Annotated in this window: 27 protein-coding genes; 9 read left to right on the top strand and 18 right to left on the bottom strand. The window is 45.0% G+C overall.

Annotation, left to right across the window (positions count from 1 at the left end; translation table 11 throughout):
- Positions 1-18 precede the first annotated feature (18 nt).
- The 9 genes from AB4Y93_RS02070 to AB4Y93_RS02030 form a co-directional block, all read right to left on the bottom strand.
- Complete coding sequence (locus tag AB4Y93_RS02070) at positions 19-582, bottom strand: hypothetical protein (RefSeq protein ID WP_441888462.1); 564 nt, start codon at positions 580-582, stop codon at positions 19-21.
- Positions 582-2,339 carry an ATP-binding protein gene (locus AB4Y93_RS02065; RefSeq protein ID WP_441888460.1) on the bottom strand — a complete coding sequence of 586 codons (1,758 nt, stop codon included), beginning with the start codon at positions 2,337-2,339 and terminating at the stop codon, positions 582-584. Before AB4Y93_RS02065 ends, AB4Y93_RS02070 begins: the two co-directional genes overlap by 1 nt.
- On the bottom strand, positions 2,336-3,016 hold the full coding sequence (locus AB4Y93_RS02060) for a response regulator transcription factor (RefSeq protein WP_441889221.1): 681 nt from the start codon (positions 3,014-3,016) through the stop codon (positions 2,336-2,338). The genes AB4Y93_RS02065 and AB4Y93_RS02060 overlap by 4 nt, the downstream gene beginning before the upstream one ends.
- A 422-nt stretch (positions 3,017-3,438) precedes the next feature.
- A complete protein-coding gene (locus AB4Y93_RS02055) occupies positions 3,439-3,927 on the bottom strand; it encodes a DinB family protein (protein ID WP_441888458.1) in 489 nt (162 codons plus the stop codon).
- Between the two features lie 85 nt (positions 3,928-4,012).
- Positions 4,013-5,119: a Ger(x)C family spore germination protein gene (locus AB4Y93_RS02050; RefSeq protein WP_441888456.1), complete on the bottom strand. Its 1,107-nt coding sequence runs from the start codon at positions 5,117-5,119 to the stop codon at positions 4,013-4,015.
- Positions 5,116-6,249, bottom strand: a complete 1,134-nt coding sequence (locus AB4Y93_RS02045) for a GerAB/ArcD/ProY family transporter (RefSeq protein ID WP_441888454.1) — start codon at positions 6,247-6,249, stop codon at positions 5,116-5,118. The genes AB4Y93_RS02050 and AB4Y93_RS02045 overlap by 4 nt, the downstream gene beginning before the upstream one ends.
- A complete protein-coding gene (locus AB4Y93_RS02040; protein ID WP_441888452.1) occupies positions 6,198-7,673 on the bottom strand; it encodes a spore germination protein in 1,476 nt (491 codons plus the stop codon). The genes AB4Y93_RS02045 and AB4Y93_RS02040 overlap by 52 nt, the downstream gene beginning before the upstream one ends.
- Positions 7,674-7,813: 140 nt before the next feature.
- On the bottom strand, positions 7,814-9,124 hold the full coding sequence (locus AB4Y93_RS02035) for a DUF4179 domain-containing protein (RefSeq protein ID WP_441888450.1): 1,311 nt from the start codon (positions 9,122-9,124) through the stop codon (positions 7,814-7,816).
- A complete protein-coding gene (locus AB4Y93_RS02030) occupies positions 9,090-9,653 on the bottom strand; it encodes a sigma-70 family RNA polymerase sigma factor (RefSeq protein ID WP_441888448.1) in 564 nt (187 codons plus the stop codon). The genes AB4Y93_RS02035 and AB4Y93_RS02030 overlap by 35 nt, the downstream gene beginning before the upstream one ends.
- Positions 9,654-9,810: 157 nt before the next feature.
- Between AB4Y93_RS02030 and sigY the strand changes: the two genes are divergently transcribed.
- The 9 genes from sigY to AB4Y93_RS01985 all read left to right on the top strand — a co-directional run bounded on the left by sigY (position 9,811) and on the right by AB4Y93_RS01985 (position 14,529).
- Positions 9,811-10,371: an RNA polymerase sigma factor SigY gene (gene sigY / locus AB4Y93_RS02025; protein WP_441888446.1), complete on the top strand. Its 561-nt coding sequence runs from the start codon at positions 9,811-9,813 to the stop codon at positions 10,369-10,371.
- Positions 10,343-10,765, top strand: coding sequence for a DUF5345 family protein (locus tag AB4Y93_RS02020; protein WP_441888444.1), 423 nt, complete (start codon positions 10,343-10,345; stop codon positions 10,763-10,765). Before sigY ends, AB4Y93_RS02020 begins: the two co-directional genes overlap by 29 nt.
- Positions 10,753-10,941 (top strand): hypothetical protein, encoded by a 189-nt coding sequence (locus tag AB4Y93_RS02015; RefSeq protein WP_441888442.1) that lies wholly within the window; start codon positions 10,753-10,755, stop codon positions 10,939-10,941. Before AB4Y93_RS02020 ends, AB4Y93_RS02015 begins: the two co-directional genes overlap by 13 nt.
- Before the next feature lie 16 nt (positions 10,942-10,957).
- Positions 10,958-11,161 carry a PLDc N-terminal domain-containing protein gene (locus AB4Y93_RS02010; protein ID WP_441888440.1) on the top strand — a complete coding sequence of 68 codons (204 nt, stop codon included), beginning with the start codon at positions 10,958-10,960 and terminating at the stop codon, positions 11,159-11,161.
- The gene (locus tag AB4Y93_RS02005) at positions 11,161-12,087 is read left to right on the top strand and encodes an ABC transporter ATP-binding protein (protein ID WP_441888438.1); all 927 of its coding nucleotides are present in this window, start codon (positions 11,161-11,163) and stop codon (positions 12,085-12,087) included. Before AB4Y93_RS02010 ends, AB4Y93_RS02005 begins: the two co-directional genes overlap by 1 nt.
- Positions 12,084-12,875, top strand: coding sequence for an ABC transporter permease (locus tag AB4Y93_RS02000; protein WP_441888436.1), 792 nt, complete (start codon positions 12,084-12,086; stop codon positions 12,873-12,875). Before AB4Y93_RS02005 ends, AB4Y93_RS02000 begins: the two co-directional genes overlap by 4 nt.
- Before the next feature lie 46 nt (positions 12,876-12,921).
- Positions 12,922-13,242, top strand: a complete 321-nt coding sequence (locus AB4Y93_RS01995; protein ID WP_441888434.1) for a heavy metal-binding domain-containing protein — start codon at positions 12,922-12,924, stop codon at positions 13,240-13,242.
- A 154-nt stretch (positions 13,243-13,396) separates the two neighbouring features.
- Positions 13,397-13,753 (top strand): FAD-dependent monooxygenase, encoded by a 357-nt coding sequence (locus tag AB4Y93_RS01990; protein ID WP_441888432.1) that lies wholly within the window; start codon positions 13,397-13,399, stop codon positions 13,751-13,753.
- 35 nt (positions 13,754-13,788) lie between these two features.
- Positions 13,789-14,529, top strand: coding sequence for an FAD-dependent monooxygenase (locus AB4Y93_RS01985; protein ID WP_441888430.1), 741 nt, complete (start codon positions 13,789-13,791; stop codon positions 14,527-14,529).
- A gap of 53 nt (positions 14,530-14,582) precedes the next feature.
- Here AB4Y93_RS01985 and AB4Y93_RS01980 read toward each other — a convergent pair whose 3' ends face one another.
- The 9 genes from AB4Y93_RS01980 to AB4Y93_RS01940 all read right to left on the bottom strand — a co-directional run bounded on the left by AB4Y93_RS01980 (position 14,583) and on the right by AB4Y93_RS01940 (position 22,699).
- Positions 14,583-15,122: a GNAT family N-acetyltransferase gene (locus AB4Y93_RS01980; protein WP_441888428.1), complete on the bottom strand. Its 540-nt coding sequence runs from the start codon at positions 15,120-15,122 to the stop codon at positions 14,583-14,585.
- 218 nt (positions 15,123-15,340) lie between these two features.
- Positions 15,341-15,529 carry a hypothetical protein gene (locus AB4Y93_RS01975; RefSeq protein WP_167275546.1) on the bottom strand — a complete coding sequence of 63 codons (189 nt, stop codon included), beginning with the start codon at positions 15,527-15,529 and terminating at the stop codon, positions 15,341-15,343.
- A complete protein-coding gene (locus AB4Y93_RS01970; protein WP_167275541.1) occupies positions 15,519-16,676 on the bottom strand; it encodes a DUF4062 domain-containing protein in 1,158 nt (385 codons plus the stop codon). The genes AB4Y93_RS01975 and AB4Y93_RS01970 overlap by 11 nt, the downstream gene beginning before the upstream one ends.
- A 156-nt stretch (positions 16,677-16,832) precedes the next feature.
- Positions 16,833-17,429: a hypothetical protein gene (locus tag AB4Y93_RS01965; protein WP_441888425.1), complete on the bottom strand. Its 597-nt coding sequence runs from the start codon at positions 17,427-17,429 to the stop codon at positions 16,833-16,835.
- Positions 17,430-17,460: 31 nt separating this feature from the next.
- Positions 17,461-17,961: a GNAT family N-acetyltransferase gene (locus AB4Y93_RS01960; RefSeq protein WP_441888423.1), complete on the bottom strand. Its 501-nt coding sequence runs from the start codon at positions 17,959-17,961 to the stop codon at positions 17,461-17,463.
- 54 nt (positions 17,962-18,015) lie between these two features.
- Complete coding sequence (locus AB4Y93_RS01955; RefSeq protein WP_441888421.1) at positions 18,016-18,936, bottom strand: GNAT family N-acetyltransferase; 921 nt, start codon at positions 18,934-18,936, stop codon at positions 18,016-18,018.
- A 230-nt stretch (positions 18,937-19,166) separates the two neighbouring features.
- A complete protein-coding gene (locus AB4Y93_RS01950) occupies positions 19,167-20,054 on the bottom strand; it encodes a hypothetical protein (protein WP_441888419.1) in 888 nt (295 codons plus the stop codon).
- Between the two features lie 309 nt (positions 20,055-20,363).
- Positions 20,364-20,693, bottom strand: coding sequence for a hypothetical protein (locus tag AB4Y93_RS01945; RefSeq protein WP_441888417.1), 330 nt, complete (start codon positions 20,691-20,693; stop codon positions 20,364-20,366).
- Between the two features lie 2 nt (positions 20,694-20,695).
- Complete coding sequence (locus tag AB4Y93_RS01940; RefSeq protein ID WP_441888415.1) at positions 20,696-22,699, bottom strand: PrsW family glutamic-type intramembrane protease; 2,004 nt, start codon at positions 22,697-22,699, stop codon at positions 20,696-20,698.
- Positions 22,700-22,807 lie beyond the last annotated feature (108 nt).

The raw sequence follows: 22,807 nt of genomic DNA, 5'->3' as shown, positions 1-22,807 counted from the left end.
TGTGAAACAGTTGCTATCTTATTTCAAAGTGACGTTCTTCTTCCAAGTGAGCTCTTTACCTTGGTCATTGACGAATGTGAAACCAACCTCGCCCTTCTCACCTTTCATTTCATCGGGATAGAAGAAGCCCATAAACTGACCATCACCGCTGATGTAAAACCCATTTCCACCACTACCGCCATGCTCAATCGCTTCTTGCGTGGAGTTGACGATATTGTTTTTCTCGGATTTCCAATACATTTTAGATAACATGTAGCCTTCTGGAATTTTATTAACGACAAAGTCGAAGCTGTTCCCCTCGATTGGTTTTTCTGTTTGATCGATAATGATTAGGATTTCTTCTGAGCCACTTGCTGATGCATCGTCTGATGTTGTAGCCTCCGGAGTAGCAGCAGGTTGTTCGGAAGCTGGCTGATCGGTGGGCGCATCTGATTTCTGCGCATTTCCGGGATCATGGCTTGCCTGATTCGACGCAGGTGCTTCCGTATTATTTGGGGCTCCCACTTCCCCTTTATTACCGCATGCGCTGATGACAGCCAGAATAATTAATGCAGCAACCAGGTAACTTATTGTTTTTTTCATTATAGAATCTCTCCTTTATTTTCTTGTAAGGTGAATGAGAAAGCGACGCCTTTCTCTGTATTCGTCACATGATATTCACTTCCGTGGAGCTCCAAAATATGTTTAACGATAGCGAGCCCTAAGCCAGTACCACCAGATTTGCGATCCCTCGAGCGCTCTGCCCGGTAGAACTGATCCCATAACCGATTCAGATCATTCTCCGCAATAGGAGGCCCGGCGTTCTCGACTACGGTCTTGATCGTTCCATTTTCTAAGCGTAGTATATCTACTGTAATGATACTGTCTTCCTCTGCATGCCGAACGGCGTTACTCAACAAATTGAGTACCACTTGCTCAATTCGCCTGCGATCTGCCTCTACGAATAGCTCTTGTTCTCTGTTCTGCTGTATCCTCATCCGCAGACGTTTGCTCTCTAGCTGCTGCGTGAACGAGTCAGCAACTTCCCGTATCAGATCTGTAAGGGGGAAGCTGACTTTGTGCAGATAGACTGCCTTCACCTCGAATTTGGACAGCTCCAGCATATCCATGATGAGGGCGTTCATCCGGTCCGTCTCGTTGACGATTAAGGCCAGGTAACGTTCTTTCTTATCGTCTGCCACCCCGTCTTGAAGCCCTTCCGCAAATCCCTTCACAATGCCAAGTGGGGTTTTCAGCTCATGGGAAATATTCGCGACAAGCTCTTTGCGAAGCTGCTCGGACCGCTGCTTCTCCCGTACATCCTCCTGAAGCTGCTCATTTGCAAGCTGGAGTTCCTTCAGCGCTGAATCCAAGTTTTGCGATAATGCGATCATACTTCGGGATAACTCGCCGAATTCATCCTTCGAGCGAATCTCAGGCTGCTCGGTGAAATCCAGCTTTGCAAGTCGTGCCGCTGAGCGGCTGAGTGTCACCAGTGGACGTGAGACAATTCTCGAATAAACCAGCGACAGTGCGAGTATGAGCGCCAGGATTACCGGTGCCAAATAAATGACATACTTTTTCAAAATGTCGACCGCTTCTCCTACGGGTTGGAGCGAAGCCATAACGAACATATAATGTCCGTCCTCTGCCCCTCCATCAAGCGATCTGACTAAAACGGCGTATTCGACTCCGCTCCATGGATCCTTCCATTCGCTCTGGACGGTCGATCCCTCCCGCAAGCGGGACAGATGCGATTCCGCCATTGCTGTCCATTCCCGGAGTGCATCGTCTACAAGTGCATCCTGATAAAGAGGGTTGAAAGACCGCTGCTCCGGCAGCATATATTCGGTCACAGTTCCACTCAAACGTACCAAGCCATCTTCAAGTGGAGCGGTGTCGTCCGACCAAAAAGTAATCGGATGCAGGACAGTGTCCTTTTCGTCCATGAAAATGCCGTCAACGACCAGTTTGTCTCCCACCGCAATCCCTCTTGGGATCGTGTTAATTGTTGTTCCGTCGGTCGGAATAGGAGCTGTAACGAGCCTGTCATTAGACTGTATCTTCACATAGTAAGGATTAATGTTAGCGCGAACGAAGCTTTTATTTAACACGGCGGTGCTGGTATCATTCCGATTCATGAACGACCCGAGCAGCTTAGAGAGCTCGTGTTCATCTGTCTCTATTTCCTTATATTGCTCCGTGAACTTGCTCATAGCTGACTCGAGTGTATCAATTCGTGACATTCGGTAGAACCGGTCAAAGAACAGTCCTTCCGCCAGCATGACCAGAGAAAAAATGAATAAAATCAGAACGGACGTGACGACAAACAGCTTGAGTACGACACCATGTCTTCTCATGCTTCGGATTCGAACTTGTAGCCCGAACGGATGACGGTAGCAATAAGCCTGCCGGCATCTCCGAGCTTAGCTCTTAATTTTTTGATATGAGTGTCGACCGTTCGTTCGTCTCCCAAGTAATCGAATCCCCAAACCGCGTTCAATATATATTCACGTGCCAACACCTTGCCGTAATGTTTGATCAGGAATAGAAGCAGATCGTACTCCTTTGGTGACAGAGTGACCAGTTGCCCTGCCACTGTGACCGTATGTGCCTCTCGATTCACCGACAACTCGCCGTAAAGAAGCGTTTCAGCTTCCCGCCCGACGGTTCCCTCTGTCCTCTTCATTAAGGCGGTTGCGCGGGCAACGAGCACCCTCGGACTTAGCGGCTTCGTCACGTATTCATCTGCACCAAGCTCGAAGCCCATCAATTGATCCTCATCTTCAGACCTTGCTGTAATCATGATGATCGGAACGTCGGATTTTTCTCTAATACGTCTGCACACCGACCATCCGTCCATCTCCGGCATCATGATATCTAGGACAACCAAATCGACGGAAAGCTGTTCGAACAAGTCGAGAGCAACTCTGCCGTTCTCCGCCTCATGTACATCCCATTGCTCTTTTTTGAAATAATCCGTTATAAATTCCCTCATTAACATATCATCTTCAACTAATAAAATGCTTCGCTTCATATCGTATTCTCCGCCTTTGTCCGGATTTGAACCCATTAAATCCGGCTCCGGAATCGATTTAACGTTATTCTATTTCATCTTTACCCGAAATACGGCTTTTTTATCATGTGACTGCACCTCCATTTGCTCTACAAGACGAAGTATAGGAGGTTCTTGTGTCCTTCGTGTGTATTTGAGATGGCGTTTTGCATCAAAGCTGGTTTTTGCGATATAAACAAAAAAACCGCGCAGCAGCGCGGTTCTATACGAGGCATCATTTCGCAGGTGATCTCCGTTGATTTATTGACCTAAAATTACTCCTATTAGTGCTACAAGCGAGATCATAAATAATTTTTTCATTCACCCTAGTTCCTTCCATATTTCTTACAACTAATAGACGAAAAAAGGGGGAAATGGTTGCGCATTTGTTGTCCAGAAAAAAGTCACACTTGATTGAGCAGCATTAAAATCTGACCTTTATGATGATTGTCGTGTTCGATAAATTCGTGGATGATATAAAGAAGTGAATATGGAGTTCCTGTGCTAGGGGAATTGCTCTCTCCGTTCACGGTCATGTGCTTAGTAGTAATGTCCGTCTCAGCTAGCAAAATCTCAACCAACTGATGACGGGTTTGCCGAAATTCATCAAGCAGATGCTCCTTTGAAATTCCCGACCTGGCATATTCATATGCGATTTCATTAAATGAATCAAATTCCGGGAAAAATACAGCCTCTCCCCTTTTAATAGCTGGGATGACTGTTGTTATGAGATAACTGTCCCAACCTTTAAGATGTGAAATAATCTCTCCTATGGTTGCTTTCCCTTCAGCAATGGGTTGCAGCCATAAGCTTAACTGTACATTATGTAAGGTATCTGTCCAGCTTGTAAAGTCTTTGTACTGGAGAAGCGTTTCATCACTCAAGATAATCATTCGATAACCTCCTAATAAAAATCATCCTCCTCCATAATAGAACATATGTTCCCTCATGTAAATATGGGCATTTATTTGAACCTGTTCAACTAATGATCCCTGTATTGGTAACATGGATTTGAAACTCCGGACGTATCTTTACATCTTTATACTCGCTCTTCCAGGTGATGTTCTTCCACAGCTTTGGATGGTGCGCTCTCAGATTTCTGCCAATGCCAAGCGCATCACAATTAGCTTGAAGCAGTAAATCTACAACGGAAGCAGCTTCCTTGTTGACCCGTTCCGCTATATCCTTATTCATCTGTTCTCGATCTACTTCACTGCTTAATCCGTCCGGATTGCTGACGATAGCACCATACAAGTGAACCTTAATAGAACAATCGATTTCTGATGTCTTTTTATCAACAGATACGATTACAGATCTTTTTAATTTCCGGACTTCGAATGTAATTACACCTTCTTTAGTTGGAATAACCAAGAATGCATGTCTCGCCAGTTTTCCTTTTAGGAGTAATAAGAGTTTACTGTATTCAGTGGATAGTGAAACACCGGAATACCGATCACCATCGAATAAGGCGATGTTATTAACCATTAACGCCTTGTCCCCTACTTTATGAATCATAGGCAGAACTACATCTTCACCAGGATCTGTGATTCGGCTCCATAAGGAATACAGCGATAGCTCAGGAACAACGGTAAGGAGCCTTGATCCGTCCAAAATTTGCTTAATACCAAACGCAATAGGCGTATTCTCAATCTTTTTGAACGTTAGAATATCTGCTGCTGTGCCCTTACTAATTAGAATATTTGATTTTAGATACCCTTTCGGATCACGGTAGAAAATCTCTAATGGAGACAGTATTCCCAGTTTGGCCAAATCTTCCCCGATGATCACAATATGAGTTTTGCTTGCTTCAGCAGTGCCAGGGAGCATACTGTCTATTTTTAAGCCAACATTGTACACAGAGTCACCTACTGCTTGCACCACATTATCCTTCACATCAAATTGTCCGCCTCCTTTATTCTCCAATATGACTGCTCTAACTGTCCCCATTATTTGCTTATCTTTTGTGGTATCAATACTAATTCCGTTGATCATCTTTTTGTTGGTTAAATATTGAACGTCCCAACAGCCAGTAAGAATCGTTAACAAAAACCCTATGCAGACAGTAAGGATAAGTCTTCTTCTCATGTTGACCCAACCTTTTTCATGTTTGTAATTAGAAAAGATCCCAACCACAACAGTACTGGCACAGCTGCAATCATGATCAGGTATCCATACTCTAACCATTTACTATAGAGATCCACATTTTCTATTGTTGATAAATACCATCCCGCCAGGAAGACTAATCCCCCGCTTAACCATACCAGCTTTTGATAAGAGCTTTGTTTACGACTTAAGCTTTTTCCGGCCATGCATAAATAAGAAACGATGGTAACCGACATTGGTATGATCCAAATGGTCAAGAAGATTAGATCAATACGGTCAAACAGTTGATAAGATAAACCTTTTAATATATACAATACGGGTTCGTTCACCATTTCTAATACTTTAGGACTAAATCCGATCAAGCAAATGAAGACAAAATAGGCATAAAACAAGGTAATGAAGCAATTGGCTAAGGTCATTACGCGAAACATCCCTTTATGGTTACCTTCCACTTGAGCGAAGAAATAAAGAGTTACCTCAAAACCGAGCATCGCAAAGAACGTTTTTTCACTGCCTGTGAAAATTTGCTTAGCACCTGCTTGGCCTAATGGCAAAATATTAGTAATGTGTACCTCATTGGAAAAGCTCAAAATACTGATCAACAACAACACTCCGATTAATACGGAGGATAATACAAAAAATCTTGCGATGACGCGCAAATTATCAATAGCCAAATATAAACAAGTGCCGATAATGAGCAGAAGCAGCACCCACACCGGTGTTATTCTCAGCATCCAAGTATTCAATAATCGTACGTAAAGCATACTTGCATAAGCAGCTATTAGAATGAAAAAAGCAAAATAAATCAAATTTATCGCTTTGCCCATATACGGCCCAAGCATTCGCACCATAATCTCACTTAAGGTGTGATTAGGAAATTTTTTTAGCAGCTGCCAATAGACAACGAGCAAGAGCTGAATCATGACCCCAGCCCAGATAACCGAAATCCAGGAATCCCCTTTCGCTATTCGCTCTGTTTCGGAAGGCAAGGATAATAAGCCTATTCCAATCTGTGTTTTGATGATTAGGAAAAAGAATTGGGATTTGGTTATTGTCACATTCACCGCCGCTTCCACCTCCCGAATACAGATTGTTTCAATGAACTCTTCCATGGATTCTTATTGACCGCCCATATAGGAAGTCTGAGAAATATATCCTTCATATTCTCTTTTCCCTGAAAGGGTCCAAATGGCGCAAAATACGGAACTCCGAGTGTCTCAATCTTGCATAAGTGAATGAAAACCAGCATCAGCATAATGGCTATTCCGAAGAAGCCAAACAACGCCGCAGCAATCATCATTGGAAACCCTAATATCCTTAGGCTAGTTCCAAATTCATTAATTGGAGTCACGAAGGAAGCAATTGCGGTTAAACCGATGATAACAATCATGGTATTGGACACCAATTGGGCTTGTACGACAGCCGTACCTATGACTAGACCTCCAACAATACCAATCGTTTGCGAGATAGATGTAGGCAGCCTGATCGCAGCTTCCTTGAGCAGTTCAAGAATAATTTGCATGAAGAATGCTTCAAGAATCGGCGGTAATGGAACATAGGTTAAAGAAACCTTTACGGAGTACAAAATGCCAATTGGAAGCACTTCAGAATGATAAGTTACGGTTGCAATATAGATCGCAGGCAAGCAAATAGCCATAATAAAACTAATCAATCGAATGAACCGGAAAAAGGATCCCGTTATCCAGCGGCTGTTATAATCATCTGATGATTGATAAAACGAAAAAAACGTGATGGGAAGAATAAGCACACTTGGATTACCATCAACAAATATCGTTATTTTCCCTTCCATTAGATAGGAAACGGCCCGATCCGGTCTCTCGGTCTGTAACGTCTGTGGGAATGGAGATAAGGGATGCTCTTCAAGCATTTCATCGAGATTGCCTACGGTATACAAATAATCCAGATCGATAGCACAGAGCCTTTTCTCACATTCCGCGACGATTTTGGGATTCGCTATATTGTTCATGTAGACCATTGCTACTTTCGTATTCGTAACGTGGCCAAGCTTGAAATATTTCACTTTCATTTTGGGGTTTTTCATTCGATGACGGAGCAAATAAAGATTCGTGTTTAAACTTTCGATAAAACCGTCATGCGGCCCCTTAACGACTTGTTCACCTGTTGGCTCTTGAATGGACCGGCTATATGTTTGAGCGGCTGGCAGCATGATGGCGTCACAATTCATCTCCGTAACAATTATGCAATACCCTTCAAGTAAACATTGGCCGATTAGAATAAGATCAGAAGATTTTCTCACTTCGACCGCAGTCAAACTCTGTTTAATTCCTTTCTCACTCGAGTCCATCATTGGCTTTATTACAGTGGATTGAATGAGCTCTATATTAACAAGGGCATCTATATAAAATAACGCACATGCTTGATCGGAACAGACAAGTTTTTGAATGTTGAGATCTTCTGTATGTGAGAAGTACTGCTCTATCTGAACAATCTTTTGATCGAGATCACCAGCATGCAATTCTATTCGATTTGATTTCTTAGTCTTGAAGTGATTCATGCAACCATCACCTGCCGTTAGTAATCATTTCCTCTATTGTTCTCCAAACAAGCTTTTTTATCACAAGTACAATTCTCAACTGATTGTATAAAAAAGAGCAGCTGCCACCGGCAGACTGCTCCTTGATTTGTTTAACTTATTTATGACTTTTCCAAAGGAATAGTAATGGTCTTATCGTAAGTTTTAATGTATTCAAATCCTTCTAGCAGCAGAAGTTCTGGTTTATCCGTTGTGTTAAATGAATACGTCTGCTCCCACAAGATGTTACCGTTCTTCAGATCCCAAGGATTTGACACAGAAATGGAGGACACAGGAACGGTTTTACCATTGGCCTGAACGGATATACTTTCTTTCTTCAAGTAAGTAAACTCTTTTCTCGCGATTACGATATCATAACCTGTACCTGTTTTTGTGACGCTTCGTATCCACAGCTTTTCAGTACCGACCTTGATCGATTGATCTGATGGTGAAGCGAGTGAGATCGGTTTATCTACCTTCTGATAACCCGAAAAATTCTCTAGAACGAGTTCTACACTCTCCAACTTGTCTGTTGGAAGCACATCATATTCATTTTCAAATTCCAAGATACCTGTGTCCTGAGAAATGTGCGCGTTACCACCCCATAATTTCACTTCTGTTCCATTGACATAAAGCTTTGTTTTACCACTAAATCGCGGGAGCTCCCCCATTTCATAATGTCCCTTCACAATTGTTGAAGTTGGTGATGCGGTAATCGAGTCATAACGGATTGTCCCCTGATCAACGGAAACGGATTTAGAAATGTCCTCTTTAAGTAAGCTTTTCATTGCTTTATTCGCTTTAAACTTGAAGGAGATCGGATAAGTAGCCTGCTCCCCATTTTCCAGTCTTTCACTGAATGTAACCGTTAATGTTCTGGAGAAGGGACTAATAGGTTCGAATTTATCTACGCCAACATACTGGGTCCTGTCTTTACTAAAACCCCCTCCTCCTCCCAACATAGATGAATTAGTCAAAAACCCTTTTATTTTATATGCGTTGTAACGGAAATAATCGTCGTCGGTAAATACATTGCCTTCGGGTCGATCAATTGTGTAATACATGAGTAATGCATTATCGTCCGCTATAACTCCGTTAATGGTAATGACCGTGCCATCATCAAACGTTTTGCTTTTGTTGACCGCTTGTCCGTATCCTTGCTCTGCTACCTCCGAAAAGGCTAGAGAGTTCAATTCGACTTTATTAAAAAGCTTTCCGCCAAAATAAGCAAATGCAGGATATTGATAGGTCCCTACAATAAGAACAATTGCTGCTGCAGCAGAAACAATCCAGGTCTTCGCTCGATTCGTGTTTCTTTTCTTAGCTGGAACCTTCTGAAGTGCTTTTCGAAGTCGATCCTCAAGCTCTGGTGGAGTCTGTACTTTATTCAAAGTCCGCTTATTCTCCTCTAATTTCTCCTCGATCGTTGTCATAACGATCACCTCCGATCGTGACTTTTAGTTTTTGAATACCTTGCGAAATTCTTGATTTAATTGTCCCAAGTGGTGCACCAGTGATGTCTGCAATCGTCTGATATGGTAGATCATGTACATAACGAAGCTCAATCGCTTCCCGCTGCTGTGCATTGAGATGTGAGAGCAGCACCTGCATGTCCATTTCAGACTCTGTTGTACGATATGGATTATCTTCCGTTAATGCTTCAACTACTACTTCGCTCTCTTCTTCCAATGGTAGGTATCGCTCCTTTTTACGGAGCAAGGTTTTACACCGATTAACGAGAATGGTTTTACTCCACCCGTAGAAGGCCTCTCCCTTTTGCAATTGATCAATTTTTTCGTATAACATAACAATCATGTCTTCCATTGCATCCAGTGCATCATGCTTATTGCCCATATACGTGAAGGCAAGTCGATAGTAAGCATCCTGATCGTTTAAGATGAGTTGTAATAAAGATTCTTTATTTCCTTTTTTAGCTTGTTTCACCAATCGGCTTACATTCATGTTCTTCCCCCTATTCGTAGATAAGAGTTATGAAAGGATATAAAAGTTCATTTTTATTAAAAAAAATTTATCTCGAGTGAACTTTTCCTTAAACTCGAGCGTCATATGTCCGATTGCGAATAACACCATCTATTGACCGAAAGGAGCCTCGTCAGCCATGAGCACGAATGAATTCGATGACTCGGACCAGATACGACTTGCCGTTCGCGGCGATGAACGTGCGCTGGCGAGACTACTGCAATCGAATTACGCAATGTTATACCGATACTTGCTCAAAGTGACAATGAACAAAGCATTAACGGAGGACCTCGTCCAGGAAACGATGCTGAAAGCGATCGAACGGATACGCACATTTAAAGCAAAGTCGAAGTTTTCAACCTGGCTGATCGCAATAGCATCGCGGCTTTACATGGACGAAATGCGCCGCAAGGGACGGGAGCGCAAATGGCGTACCGATGAGCAAGCCCTTCAGGCGATTCGATTCGAAGCTTTAATGGCCAAAGAGGAATGGCCTCACGCATTAGACGCCTTAGCAGGCCTGCCTCCAAACATACGCGTCCCCATTTTATTGAAATACTATTATGGCTATGCCTACGAGGAGATCGCTGAATGGCTGGATATTCCGCTTGGAACGGTAAAGTCTAGGCTCCACAACGGATTAAATCGACTGCGGAAGGAGTTGAGCGAGAATGAAGAAACAGATTCCGGAGCGAAATAGCAAGAGATTCGCTCAAAGGGAGAATCAGCATGTATCTGGAACAAATCCTGCTGGAAAAAACGGGGATTTGCCGGAGCAATCAGAAGAGTTTATCGCGCTGCTTGGAGATTCCCTGCAGAGCTGGGACGCACGTATCGAGCCGCCGGTTCCACACCTGATTGAACTGGAGCAACTCGTGACCAGCCATAAAGAGTCGACGGGCCGCAGGCTTTGGCGCGATCTGTTAAAGCTGTGGCTGCTAGGTATCCTCGTTATCGGCGGCATGGTACTCCTGTTAAATTGGAACATCTACGCGTTCTGGGTCCTACAGATTTTCGCAGTGGTCGGTGCCATACTTTTCTTCACAACCTTATCTCGCAAAGACCGGGAGGCGAAAGGCAAATGGACGACATAAAGATTGTGACATTAGCGGCAGCCGCTCTTCTGCTGTTATGTCAATCCACTTGGCTCTATACAGATTCACGGAACCGCAGCCGCTATCCGTGGCTCTGGGCGATCTGGGGTCTCATTCAATTCCCGATGCCGCTCATTTTCTATTGGTTCATCGTTCGTATGAAGAAACGCAAATGAGGAGGTCATTTCCTTAATGGATATACTATCAAACACAAAGGCGATTTCCTTAATCGCCCCACTCTTCCTTATTCAATTATTGCTAATTGTAGTTGCACTTATCGTGCTATTCAAGGCGGAGCGAACTCGTGGGCCAAAATGGCTTTGGGTCATTATCATTCTGTTTGGTAATTTACTTGGCTCGATCGCCTTCTTCCTGTTCGGAAGGAGGTCGATTTAATGTCGGTATTACTCTCTGTGGACCAATTGACGAAACGGTTTGACGAAACCCTAGCGGTCGACAATATTGGGTTTGAGATTGGCGAAGGCCGTTGTGTTGCCCTACTTGGTCCTAACGGTGCAGGCAAGACAACAACAATCCGTATGCTGACTGGCCTGTTGCAGCCTACCTCCGGAACCATTCACCTCTCAGGGTTGAAGCAAGGCCAAGACCGTCGAGAATGGATCGGTTACTTGCCGCAGACACCTGCTTTCTATGGGTGGATGACTGGTCGCGAATTCCTTGTGTACGCTGGACAACTGTGTGGGCTATCCGCCAAGGAAGCGACTTCCCGCAGTAATGAGCTGCTGGAACGTGTCGGGATTGGCAATGCTGGCACGCGAAAGATATCTGGTTACTCGGGCGGCATGAAGCAGCGGCTTGGGCTTGCGCAAGCTCTCATTCACCGGCCGAAGCTGCTTGTGTTAGACGAGCCCGTGTCCGCTCTTGATCCGATCGGCCGTCGCGAAGTAATGGCGATGATCGGCGAACTAAAGAATGAAACGACGGTGTTGTTCTCAACGCATGTGCTCCACGATGCGGAGGAATTATGTGATGACATTCTTATTATGCGTAGTGGGCGGCTCTCGCTTGGAGGCTCACTAGCCGATATTCGCAAGATGAATCGTGAGCCGGTCTTGTCTTTGGAAATTGAAGGAGATGATCATTCACGGCAATGGTTAGCTGGATGGATTAACAAGCTTCCGAACGGCATCCAGGCCACGTCTGAGGCACGGGGAAGTGTCAGGCTAGTCGCTCAAGACCTTGAGACAGCACGCCGAGCTGTTCTGAAGGAGCTCGCGGAATCTGAAGTGAGCGTATCTAAACTCGAGATTGGTTATTCCACACTGGAGGATTTATTCCTGAAGGTGGTGACTGCCCCATGACCAAATGGCTCATCTTATTCCGTAAGGAGTGGCTGGAGATGATTAGGAGCTACAAAATAGTGTGGCTGCCTATCAGCTTTATCGTGCTTGGCGCTTCTCAACCGATCACAACTTACTTCATGCCAGACATACTGTCCAGTGCCGGCAATATGCCCGAAGCTGCAATGATCTCGCTCCCAACTCCGAAGCCCTTCGAGGTGATGGCAGGCACGCTTCAGCAGTTTGGCGTCATCGGGTTACTGTTGATCGCTCTATCCAATATGAGTGCCTTGTCGCTCGAGAGGTCTTCGGGCACTGCTGCAATGATACTAGTGAAGCCTGTCTCCTTCGTATCCTTCGTCACAGCGAAGTGGGCGGCGATCCTCTCCCTTTCCATGGTTTCTTTCCTATTCGGCTATAGTGCCGCTTGGTATTACACAATTGCTCTCTTCGATTCTGTCCGGTGGGTAGAGGTTCTTCTAAGCGCTTTGTTATTTGCTCTATGGCTCGGGTTCGTCGGTACGCTCGCGTTAATGTTTAGTTCATTGATTCGCAGCGCTGCCGCTGCCGCCTTCAGTGCACTTGCAACCGCCGCTTTACTTTCAATTGTTTCAAGTACCCTTCCATTCAAGCAGGTATGGAACCCCGGCCGTCTCCCTACCCTTGCGGCCGGAAGTCTGGATACAGCACAACATATAAACAACAGCCCATTCTCCGTCTGGTTGACTGCAACCGTCACAGCGGTGGCTATCGCTATGGCACTCGTCATTGCCACAGGTTCCATGAGGAGTAGACCATCAGACGTCTGATGCACAGCGTGGTTAACTAAAAATGATAATAAGGAGAAATGTAAAAATGCTAATCGTCACAACTGAAAAAATCCATGGTTACGAAATCGAAAAAGTGCTTGGTCATTCATTTGGTGTAGTCGTGCGAAGTCGAGGTCTTGGAGGGAATATAGTAGCCGGTTTTCGCAGTTTGGCAGGCGGTGAAATTAAGGAGTATACAGAAATGCTTGAGGATGCCCGTAAGACAGCCATTGATCGATTGGTTCAAAATGCGCATGCCATGGGCGCCAATGCCATTGTCATGATGCGTTTCGATTCCAGCGAAATGGGTCAATCCATGTCTGAAGTGGTCGCCTATGGAACTGCAGTCATTGTGCGTGAGGTATAGAATGTCGTGCTGAAATTTATTGTTTCTTATCTTGCTTTTGAAATCATAATCGTCATTTGTGCCGTTGCCTTTTCCCTCTGGCGTCGACAAAAGCGTCTCAAGCAGAAAGATCAGACATCAAGCGAAGGATTTGTGATGACTGCAGAAGTATTTATTGATCCCACAACAGGAATTAAGCAGCAAGTGTGGTTTAATCCTAAAACGGGTGAAAGACGGTACAAGTGAAACCATCAGGTTAGTTGGAGCAGACGGCGGGGCAAGTACTGTTCGCAAGACTGCAGGTATACCATTCATCGGAGAAACTAATGACTCTGACCGTACCCTTCTCATTGACGCTAATATAGACGGACTTTCAAGAAAACGGTGGCATATATGGCCTCGTAAGCAAGGCAAGGCTGTTGGAGCATGTCCGCTGCCCCACTCTAATCAGTTCCAGATTATGATTCGGCTGACTCCTGATGAGACGCCTGATCTAGACGAGGCTGCTTTGGCTGCCAATTCTATAACTTAACTGGATTACGTCTTAGCAATATCACTTGGATCTCAGTGTTCCGTCCCAATGTCCGCCTCACAGAGAGATATCGGGCAGGTCGAGTATTCCTGGCTGGTGATGCTGCCCATGTCCACACACCTGCTGGTGGTCAAGGACTTAATACAGGTGTGCAGGATGCCTATAATCTTGGCTGGAAAATCGCTCAAGTCATTGCAGGAGCACCTGACAGCCTTCTCGATAGCTATGAAGCCGAACGTCTTCCAATTGCTGCCCGCGTTCTCCGCAAGTCCAGCGAACTATACTCCAGCCTAGACAACAGTCGGATCTCCGGCATGAAACGTGGTGATGAAGAGAGACAGCTGAGCCTCTCCTACCATGGCGGACCACTCGCTCCTGCCAACGCATCAGCAATGAAGACATTGCGAGTAGGCGATCGCGCACAAGACGCCCCAATTATCGGACCAAGTGGAGAAAGGCGTCTATTCCATATATTCCAGGGCACTCATTTCACTCTTCTGGCCTTCGGCCCCACTGCTGCCAAAATACTGCCTGCGCTTAACTGGCCATCGGATGGAGCTAAATTGCTTCGTTACGCCATCCGATCTGGGAGCGGAATTGAACTAAATGTCCTCAATGACACAGCCGGAATTCTAAGCAATACCTACGGTATCACTGGCGACACATTGGTGTTGATCCGGCCAGATGGTTATATTGGCAGCATTATGACAAATGACTGGCATGATGCCTTCGGCAACGTAACCAATTACATACTTCGGCACGATAAATGGTGTTGAACATAAATAGGGACACAACATGGCGTTGTGCCCCTTTCAACTTAACGACAACACTACGTAGCAACCTCATACTGTATGACATGACAGCATGCTAGAAAGTCGGACCGATCTACTTGATACAGGTCATATTTATGTTGATCCTTATTTACGGATTGGTAAATTTGCTGATTAATCTCATTTGCTAATTTAGCATACGGTAATTTTTCTACCGCCTTCTTTGATCGGATATTCTGGATTCGGACTTTCAGAAATATGGTGTCGATTGGATGTTCAAGAAATAGTTCAGTAAAGAAGGCTTCCTTTGCTCGTTTGTTATACCCTTGTCCAAAATACGGAATTCCAATCCATGTGGCCAGAAAGCCAGTCTTATTCACAATATTATATAAATCAATCGTGCCGATGGGATGTCCGATATCATTAAGAATCGTCCTGGAAATACAGGTCTTCTGTTCTTCTTCCACGATCAGCTGTTTGGTTGTGAACAAATACTCTTCATAGGATTGAGAATTATAACGAACGTAAGGGAAAACGGCAGGATCAATCATTAAGTTATATAGTGATTGGCATTCTTGCAGATCACGTTTCTTTAACATTCTATCTATCACCCTAGTCCTTTTTGATTCGCTAGTATGAAGCAATTTTAGTATATAAAAGGACTTAAGGATTTAGATAAACGCTACATTTTCTCTATGTAAAATGTTGAATAGAAAAATAGAAATCTGACCGATCCCGCTCCCCTACGAGACAAAAAGCAGGCAAAATAAAAACAAGCACATGATATGCATGTGCTTGTTTCATGATCGAGCTCTATTTATCTTTTGAACGCCTCTTCCAGACGTTCTCTAATGAACTGACTGTTTCTCCGTCGATTCGCCCGCTGCTCAACAATAACTTGGGCCGCGCTCTTCTTGGAAGGTGCAAATAACAACGCATCCTTAGGCTGCGTGCCTACTGCTTCCGTAACAACTCCGTTCAACGATACATATACCTTAGTCGCCATGCTGCATCGCTCCTATCAGCATTCGCACGAAATCGAACGCCAATGCATTTTTATCAATTATAACACGTATAACACTGTCTTTGGAAGCCATGAACTTGTCTGTGTTCCAATCCGGGCCACAAGGCAAGTGAAATGTCATGACATGCTTAGGAAGTCTCAGGCAGTAATAAAACGTACAATTGGATTCCTTGAAGAAAACCTGGTCATTAGGCTCCGGATTACTATAGGTAAGGGCAATGAAGGAGTCCTTATTATCAAGTAAGTAATAATCCTCTCCAATTGCAGTACCCGTCTTCCCCCTTACGACCAAACGATCCTCTTGCAGCTCATATAAGGTAACTGCCGAGCAATCACCGAAAGAACCAACTGGTTCCTTCACGTAACCATAATCATGTTCAACGACATCGCCAGTCACCGAGCGCTGGAAGGATTTTAATAAGGCTTTAAGATTGCGAAAACCAGTAATATCTAGACTTGGAATGGCGCTGGTCAATATATCGTAGAAATGATCATATTGATCCAATTGACGCTCATTGGTTTCGATAGCGTCCTTGAACGGCATCAGCTGGAGACCTCTTCGCAGCAGATCACTGAAATACATTTTCCAATCTGGCGCGACAGCGAGGTTCAAATCTTCGAAGTAGATGCCTCGGCCAACAATATCATGAAGGAAGAACCAAACATAAGGATCAACGTTAGGCGACAGATCGGCACGACTTAGCACCGCAACGATGTCTGAGGCCTTAGGAAAGGAGGATGTTTCAGCTTTGTAGCTCTCTACATACTCCTCAATAATCCACTTTGCCTTAGCGAAATATTCTGCCTTCACCATACGATCTACAAATACGAGAACGGTTTTCCGTTTGGCACAGGCTTCAATGAGCTCCATATGTGTGACGGTACGCTGGGATCGCTCATAAAACGTGCCTGCCTTGTTGGATATAAAGAGTAACAACGCATCCGACTCACGTACGCATTCGATGCACTTCTGAACCGGATTCGTGTGGGAATCCCACGCTCCAAAGTTACGCTCAAACAGCATCGGTTCATGCCCAAGATCACGCAGGATGTCCCACATGCTCTCTCGCAGCTGTTTGAGAGAGTCTTGCGCAACCGAGCTTATAAAAATCTTGGCTTTCGTAAACAAGGTGAGTTTCACATCCTATCAGCCACATTATCAATAATTTACCTAATTATTAATAGAATAGCGAATGTATGTTTGTATGTAAACAGGAACCTGCTCAAGGAAGCTATTAGAGGACAATTCCTGATCTGAAATAACAAGTCATATCCAAGATTTTGCCTATTCATTAAGATCGGTGGCTGCTTGAAGCCCCGTGAAGCTCCACTGTTTACTCCATTTATTTAACATCGTTAAGTAATCTTCAAAAGCCATCCCACTCGTCTTGAGTGTAGCCCCAACTTCATAGCATCCATCAATCTTCCAGTATTCCGTACACTCAAGTATGGAGTATTCTCCACTATACGCAGTGAGCTCAATCAGGTCTCTTAGAACAGTTGGAGGATCTCCTACGCTGTCAGCCATGACGTATAGATCTAGACCCGCTTCACCATCATTTAATGCCGTTAAATAAAATAAAGGAACTTCAATCGTTTTATTATAAATCTCCAGTGCCGTCGTACTTGCAGAATGAAACGACCAATTCCATTCCGATGTAAAAGAATTCAAAAAGCTTATTGCGCTGGAATAGTCGAGTGGCGTTTTGAATTTCGTGAATTCACAAGTTACCTTGCCAAATTTTCCATACTCGTTTTGTATCATTTCATTAGCAACTATTGTAAAGCTCTTGTTATCGATTCTAGAGGATAAAAATTGTTTAATAATCACTTTAGAGTCTTCTTTGGTCGAGCTGTCTAAGAAAAAAGTAGCTTGAATCAAAGTTGGTTCACTCCCTATTGGGACAGAAACTCTAGATTTCTTTTTCCATAAAAAAATCATCCATGACGTAACCGTTACCGATGTCCGCTGCTAGCTCTCGTATACTTCGGAAGCCTTTCTTCTCATACACAGCGATACTGGATTCGTTATGCCGATTGACCGTCAGCCAGATGTGGCTTAGTTTTCTGTCTACACACAACTGCTCCAAGAACGCCATCGACTCACTAGCGTAACCATTTCCTCGGTACTCCAGGGCGATATAGAACTTACTTAGGAAGAGCTTCCCTTCTTCTTCTTCTCTAACAGATAAATATCCGACAGTGGAGTTATCCTGACGCATCAAATAGTACTCATATCCTTGATTATGAATCTGATCCGTGATTGCCGAAACCGTTTGGAATTTATCGACCATGTAATCAATCTGATCGCTTGAAATGATAGTTATATAATATTCGTGCCATATTTTTGACGCTAGTTGTGCCGTTTCGATGATTTGTTCCGTTGTAGTCACGGGTTGAATTTTAAGCTTCATGTTATGTACCTGCCTTTAGCTTGTGTGTTGTTAGATATAAGCATAGATATTGTATCATTTCATTTCACGATTTGTCGTGTCGGTTTCGTTCATTCCCTCGTAAGGTGGTCTGCTCAATCGGCTGTCTAGCCTATAATATCTTGTTACCCAGTGATTGAGGAACTTATCTCTGAAACCTAGACTCTCATATAATTTTTTCGCGAAATTGCCTTTGCCAACACCAAGCTTCACGATCGGTTCACCACGCCTGATGATCTCATTCACTAGATAAGCAACAAAAGCTCTGCCGTATCCACGGGATTGTAGACCTGGTCTAACCGAGACATGACGCAGCTCATTGCCGCCAATAACTCCTACCGCAACGATTTCTCCATCAACAAGCATGACGAATCTATTATGTCTGTTGTCTATAAAGCTCTTCCGCTCACTTTCACTTGGTGGGAGATAATACGATGGAAGTATTCCCGTTTGTTCACGCATGATGAAGAATGCTAATTGACTGATCTTTTGGCAAATGGAATAATCCACATCTTCATACTGCCTGACTACAATATTGCTCTCAGGAAGAAGCTCGCCAACACGCTCCATCATGTACGCGGAATGAGTGATGTAATAACCGTTCTTATATACAAATTGAAGTGAAGAGTGATCCCCGTCCATACAAATTCCAAGCGATCGTTCGACGACCTCCTGTTGTGAGAGTAGCTGTTCCGCCTGTCGCATCAGCTTTGTGCCAATCCCGGATCTTCTGAATTCCTTTCGGACATATATGGTCGTATCGGTTGCTCGCTGAAATCCGTCGAATGAGAGAAATCCCACCGTTACACCATTGTGCCGAGCCACAAGGATACCGTCAGAATGAACGCTTTCACTTACTTGAAACATGTCTTCAAACGGTTTATCTTTGCTCAACATGTCCCTAATCACAGTTCGATCTCTATTAGGTTCATAAGACTCAATTGTCACATTCTCCATAGGTATCTCCTTTTTTATGTTCTCTTCGGAAATTTAAAAATGCTCCCTAAACAGCTTAAAGTCTGCTTGAGGAGCACTATTTTTTATACAGATTAATAGAAAAATAAACCTCTAAAAGTATTCGTCAAAAATAGAGTATTTCCTTTAATTTTTCTCTTTAGATGATCCTTACGGCAATTGCTTTATCCTTGGTAATCATGAACTGGTGCCAAGCTCAAATTAAAGAAAGATTACAAGCCTGATATTTTATTACGGCTCTCCGGTTGCTGGCCTAGAACCTTACGTAGGGCTGCAGCTCCAGCTGTAACGGAAATTAGGAAGAAGAAGCCGGCTACAATCGGAAGCAAAGACCATTCCATAATGGAGTGACCGTTCATCGTCTGCCAGCCAATTGCAACTAGGCCAAGCAAATAGGCGCTGCCAGTCATGTGAATCAAGGAATGCCGCACAGACACTTTTGCATGAATGCGTTCTGCGATTAAAGCAACGAGTGGTACTGCCTGGAGTGCATGGAAGCCAAGTCCATGAAGCCAGATGATATTTCCTTCAGCGCCAATGAAACGGCCTTGGTTGGATGAGATCCAGATACCGGCAGCAAATGAGATTACAACGGCGATCATGGCATAGCGTACACTAAGAGCCATCTCCGGTCGTATGCTGTACGCTTTTTTACGGAAAAACTGCACGCCTAAGTAGACATAGAACAGTACGAGAAATAAGGCGACGAAGGTAAAAATGTTCCCCACCGCCTGATCGAACGCGGCGTCACTATCAACAAACCTTGGATTGACGCCGCGGAAATTCTGGATCGTCTCTGCCCCATAAGAGTACAGTGCAAGGCCAATATAGACGCTCCGGAACCAATTCCTGCCCCGCTTCCCCAATCCCGAGAACGGTACAATCGCTGCCGTTGACAGTAGGAAGATGCCAAGAGCCGCATCGAAGGAGAATGCTTTCGAGACATCACCTCCCGGAGCGACTTCCCCTCCATTGATCAATGTCCAACCTCCACAAACGATGGCTAGAGCAAATCCGAGTAGTCCGGTCCAAACAAGCCATTTCTCCCCTTCAAATAACCTCACCTTACGTATTGCTGCATGATTCGTAATCCTTTGCATAGTACCGCTCCCTTCCCGTTAATTGGTACTTTAACTTTACTGGAAGGGACTGTAAGTCCGTATCGGTCCAATGACTGGAATTCAGCTTGACTTGAGGCGGTTACCTTCATCCATCGGAGGTCTCTATGGCATCCGTCTTACGGAGGAGAGGATTCAGGGGCCATTACAGAAGATCATTTTAGACGCCAAAAAAAAGGCCGAAGCTCAGATTCAGAACAAGGCATGTCAACTCCTAAACAAACTAAGAGATGAACACCTTGACCGTCTTGGCTTTGACCTTCGTTATAGGTCGAGACATACACACAAGTGTTACCCGATATACACAACTGCTCCGCCACGTCGAAAGGCGGCTGGCAGCCCAATTTCCAGCAGCTTCAGCCTGCGCAGCATGTGCTCCTGGGCGTCACCGCTCATCTTAGCCGTTACCCAATCCTTCAAAAGTGCGATTTCGGCCAAAATCGTTGGCACATCCTCTTGCTCTACATCCGTGCCCCCTTGGAATAAAACAGTCCATTGGAGACCTAGTTCTTCCGCTGCCGGCTCCCAGTACTTTGTAAAGAAGTCTTCCGTCGCAACCGGCAGCATAAACGAGCGTTCGAATTCATCTTCAGGATCAATGATAATAGCGCTGATCGACATGTTTACTTCACTCCAAATCTAATTGTAAATGTGTAATCCGGGAATTCCTGCCGCAATCGATTCAGGCTGTTCTCAGCTGCGGCACGCAGCTCTGGCGAATCTCCGTCAAGCTGAAACTGGAAGTTGTGGATGCTCTTAATGTCCTCCAAGTTCGGAATTTCGGATGTTCCTCCCGGTGTTGTTCGCGTACCAACTGCCTTCTCCATCAGGTTGTTGATCCGTGTCCGTGTTTTCTGATAAAGCTGTTTATCAGTAAACTGCTGGGGTGTCTGTTGCGGTTTTCCCGTTTTGGGGTGAATTTTATCCAAGCCCTTGGCTGATTTGGCTTCATAGAAGATGCCATTCTCGACGTCAATACCATCGAATTCTCCAAGCGCCCCGTGACGGCTGTCGTACAGCTCAACGCCTTTGTACTTCGCCTTACTCCAGTGTACATAATCATCCGAGTCTTTGGGAGTGGTCTGATCTGGCTCATCGACATCTGGCTTCTCTTTTGGCCCATCCATATCCGGCTTGCGGGGAATATCAAGATCAGGCTTGTTCCGACGTCGAAGCAGCTTCTCCAGCCAGTCCTTGAGCCTCTCCCCGCCTTTCTTGGCGAAGCGGCCAAACGGAATACGACTTAATGCGATTCCGATTAAAACTGCCGCTGCGTTCTCAGGTGTAAGTAGTCTCTTGGGATCCCTGATGTTCTTCGCAATTTCATGGCTGCTGCCTGGGAAACTCGCTGCTGTCAGTGCGAATCCAAGCGCAGGCCAGAAACCAACAAATAACAAAGCGAGAGCAAATGCACCAAGCACGATAACCGCCTGTTCTCGGAAGCTGAGGCGATCCCACCAATTTTGCAGCGAGTCGAACATGCAGGAGAAACACGCTGTGTCGTCAGGCTGTACAGGCATCTGCCAAGAAGCTGCTAAGCCAGCAAGCAGACCTGCTCCAATTAACAGCACTGCCAAGCCTGCCGCCTTCCGATAATGAAGCTGCATCCGGCCCTTAAGCTCTTCTTGAACAGAAGCAGCCTCGGAATTGCCGTAAAGCAAAGAAAATCCCATTTCTCGGCGTTCTCTCGTCCAGGATAACACACTGGAGAACCTCTCCCTTTTCTGAAAGAAGGCCACAGAGATATGCCATAGCTCAGAGAGCGGGTCTATGATCCGATCGCCTGCCATCATCGGAAGCTGACTCCTTACCCGATTGAGCGCAATATAATCCAGTATTAATCCTAGGATCAGCATCAGCAGAAAAACATCCTTTGTCTGATACCCGCTCCCTGTCCAATCATTGATCTTCATGACCCAATTCGGCAACGTGTTCTGACCGTTATATGCGGCATGTTCTAGAATCGACCAAGCGAGCAGCAGCGCAGGCAAGAAATAAATCGCATTCGTCAGCCGCTTGCGGAAGCGTATAGCGAGCCCAATTCCTAAAGCTACCATCGCTGTATGTACGGGATGACTGACGGTCATGAGGGTTGGGAAAAAGCTTTCTTCGAACCGGCCGGGAAATAGTGTCCAGAAATCCCAGTGGATCGTCTCTCCTCCCAGCATGGTCGTACTGTAACCGTACGTTCGGCCAATGATCCCGGAGTTAAGCCATCTGCGGCTTAGCTCCTCCATGAGCTGAAAGCCAACGCCAGAAGCTGCTCCCGCCAGTGTAAAGTCACCGAGGCTCATTGAAGATGCCCGGCGTGAGAAGAACAAATATAAGCCAAGCGGAAGCAGCTTACATACTTCCTCTACGATTGGGGTGACCACCGCGGTTGACCAGGTGTCCGACGTCCTGCCGCCAACCAAACCGTGTACCGCCATCAGCGTCCAGGCGGTAATCGGGATTACAAGAAAGATACCAAGCAGCATGAACATCGCTGTCTTCTTCCAGGTAAAGGTTTTACTACGGCATAACAGCCAGAACTGCAGCATGACGTAGAATGACCACAGATACTGCACCAGCATCGTTCGCGAATCACGATAAAAGAACAGGCCTACAAGAAACAACAGCAGCGACAACCAGCACCATACTGAATAGATCGTTTTGAGCCAAGGATAACGCTTCGGTATTTCTCGTACGAATTGGTAAATAGCTTCCGCGTAGTCTCTAACCCCGCTTCGAATCCG

This window comes from Paenibacillus sp. YAF4_2, assembly GCF_052113225.1.
Classification (GTDB): domain Bacteria; phylum Bacillota; class Bacilli; order Paenibacillales; family Paenibacillaceae; genus Pristimantibacillus.
Note: the sequence above shows the minus strand (reverse complement) of the source record. Positions and strands in the feature narration are given on the sequence as shown.

Excerpts from the sequence above, each read along its gene's own strand:
- AB4Y93_RS02070 (WP_441888462.1), bottom strand. The coding sequence starts at position 582 with ATGAAAAAAACAATAAGTTACCTGGTTGCTGCATTAATTATTCTGGCT.
- AB4Y93_RS02065 (WP_441888460.1), bottom strand. The coding sequence starts at position 2,339 with ATGAGAAGACATGGTGTCGTACTCAAGCTGTTTGTCGTCACGTCCGTT.
- AB4Y93_RS02060 (WP_441889221.1), bottom strand. The coding sequence starts at position 3,016 with ATGAAGCGAAGCATTTTATTAGTTGAAGATGATATGTTAATGAGGGAA.
- AB4Y93_RS02055 (WP_441888458.1), bottom strand. The coding sequence starts at position 3,927 with ATGATTATCTTGAGTGATGAAACGCTTCTCCAGTACAAAGACTTTACA.
- AB4Y93_RS02050 (WP_441888456.1), bottom strand. The coding sequence starts at position 5,119 with ATGAGAAGAAGACTTATCCTTACTGTCTGCATAGGGTTTTTGTTAACG.
- AB4Y93_RS02045 (WP_441888454.1), bottom strand. The coding sequence starts at position 6,249 with ATGGAAGAGTTCATTGAAACAATCTGTATTCGGGAGGTGGAAGCGGCG.
- AB4Y93_RS02040 (WP_441888452.1), bottom strand. The coding sequence starts at position 7,673 with ATGAATCACTTCAAGACTAAGAAATCAAATCGAATAGAATTGCATGCT.
- AB4Y93_RS02035 (WP_441888450.1), bottom strand. The coding sequence starts at position 9,124 with ATGACAACGATCGAGGAGAAATTAGAGGAGAATAAGCGGACTTTGAAT.
- AB4Y93_RS02030 (WP_441888448.1), bottom strand. The coding sequence starts at position 9,653 with ATGAATGTAAGCCGATTGGTGAAACAAGCTAAAAAAGGAAATAAAGAA.
- sigY (WP_441888446.1), top strand. The coding sequence starts at position 9,811 with ATGAGCACGAATGAATTCGATGACTCGGACCAGATACGACTTGCCGTT.
- AB4Y93_RS02020 (WP_441888444.1), top strand. The coding sequence starts at position 10,343 with ATGAAGAAACAGATTCCGGAGCGAAATAGCAAGAGATTCGCTCAAAGG.
- AB4Y93_RS02015 (WP_441888442.1), top strand. The coding sequence starts at position 10,753 with ATGGACGACATAAAGATTGTGACATTAGCGGCAGCCGCTCTTCTGCTG.
- AB4Y93_RS02010 (WP_441888440.1), top strand. The coding sequence starts at position 10,958 with ATGGATATACTATCAAACACAAAGGCGATTTCCTTAATCGCCCCACTC.
- AB4Y93_RS02005 (WP_441888438.1), top strand. The coding sequence starts at position 11,161 with ATGTCGGTATTACTCTCTGTGGACCAATTGACGAAACGGTTTGACGAA.
- AB4Y93_RS02000 (WP_441888436.1), top strand. The coding sequence starts at position 12,084 with ATGACCAAATGGCTCATCTTATTCCGTAAGGAGTGGCTGGAGATGATT.
- AB4Y93_RS01995 (WP_441888434.1), top strand. The coding sequence starts at position 12,922 with ATGCTAATCGTCACAACTGAAAAAATCCATGGTTACGAAATCGAAAAA.
- AB4Y93_RS01980 (WP_441888428.1), bottom strand. The coding sequence starts at position 15,122 with ATGTTAAAGAAACGTGATCTGCAAGAATGCCAATCACTATATAACTTA.
- AB4Y93_RS01975 (WP_167275546.1), bottom strand. The coding sequence starts at position 15,529 with ATGGCGACTAAGGTATATGTATCGTTGAACGGAGTTGTTACGGAAGCA.
- AB4Y93_RS01960 (WP_441888423.1), bottom strand. The coding sequence starts at position 17,961 with ATGAAGCTTAAAATTCAACCCGTGACTACAACGGAACAAATCATCGAA.
- AB4Y93_RS01955 (WP_441888421.1), bottom strand. The coding sequence starts at position 18,936 with ATGGAGAATGTGACAATTGAGTCTTATGAACCTAATAGAGATCGAACT.
- AB4Y93_RS01950 (WP_441888419.1), bottom strand. The coding sequence starts at position 20,054 with ATGCAAAGGATTACGAATCATGCAGCAATACGTAAGGTGAGGTTATTT.
- AB4Y93_RS01945 (WP_441888417.1), bottom strand. The coding sequence starts at position 20,693 with ATGTCGATCAGCGCTATTATCATTGATCCTGAAGATGAATTCGAACGC.